1 protein-coding gene is annotated in these 774 nt (G+C 64.6%); it reads right to left on the minus strand.

Translation table 11 applies throughout. From position 1 onward, the window contains the following. The coding region (locus ACYVDE_RS24935) for a hypothetical protein (RefSeq protein ID WP_460504207.1) at positions 1-412 on the minus strand (412 nt) is incomplete at its 3' end. Between the last annotated feature and the right edge of the window lie 362 nt (positions 413-774).

A 774-nucleotide genomic window follows, 5' to 3' on the forward strand; every position in this document is an offset into this window, starting at 1 on the left:
GCAGCGCCACCCGCGCGTGGCTGAACCACAGCCAGTGCTCAAGCCACGCCAAGCCGAAAAACAGCGTCAGGGCCAACACCAACCAGCCCGGCCGCAGCCAGGGGCGCAGCAGTCGCTCCAGCACCGCAAACCATAGGGCCGATGCCACGGCTAGCAGCCCGGCCAGCACCAGGCCCAGCCAGGGCACCGCCGGCACAGCCCCGTAGGCGGCCGCCAGCAGATGGCCGTAGCCGTGTAGATACAGCGGCACCGAAACCACCGGTTTCAGCGTGAGCACGCTCGCAAACAGCCAGGCCAGCGTGCCATCGTCGCTGGTTTCGAAGTAGCTGCCCAGGCCCAGCACCACGGCCAACGCCAACAGCAGCGGCAGCAGCACGGCGCGGGCAAATACGGCGGGACAGGAAGTGGGCAACACAGCGACAAAAATCAGGGGCGATGAAAATAGGTAATAAACGCCCGCAGCTTGGGCGGCGCGAAGAAACGGCAGAAACTGAGGTGAGGGCTGCCGGTGACGGCATGGCTGATTGATACAGGGTAGAGACGCAATATTTTACGTCTCGTCGTTGAACGGCCGGAACCACGCCGAACCACCCGGCACTGCGCAGTCATAACAACATCAGCAATGACGAGACGCAAAATATTGCGTCTCTACCGGGGTGCATCAATTCCGCGTTCGCGCCAGACCACTCTTACCCTTCGCCCCACCGCTCAGCCGCGCAGGCGGCTCCAGGTGGCCAGGGCCCAGTCGAGGGGCGTGCGGGCGGCCACCTGCCT

The organism is Hymenobacter agri, from assembly GCF_054778495.1.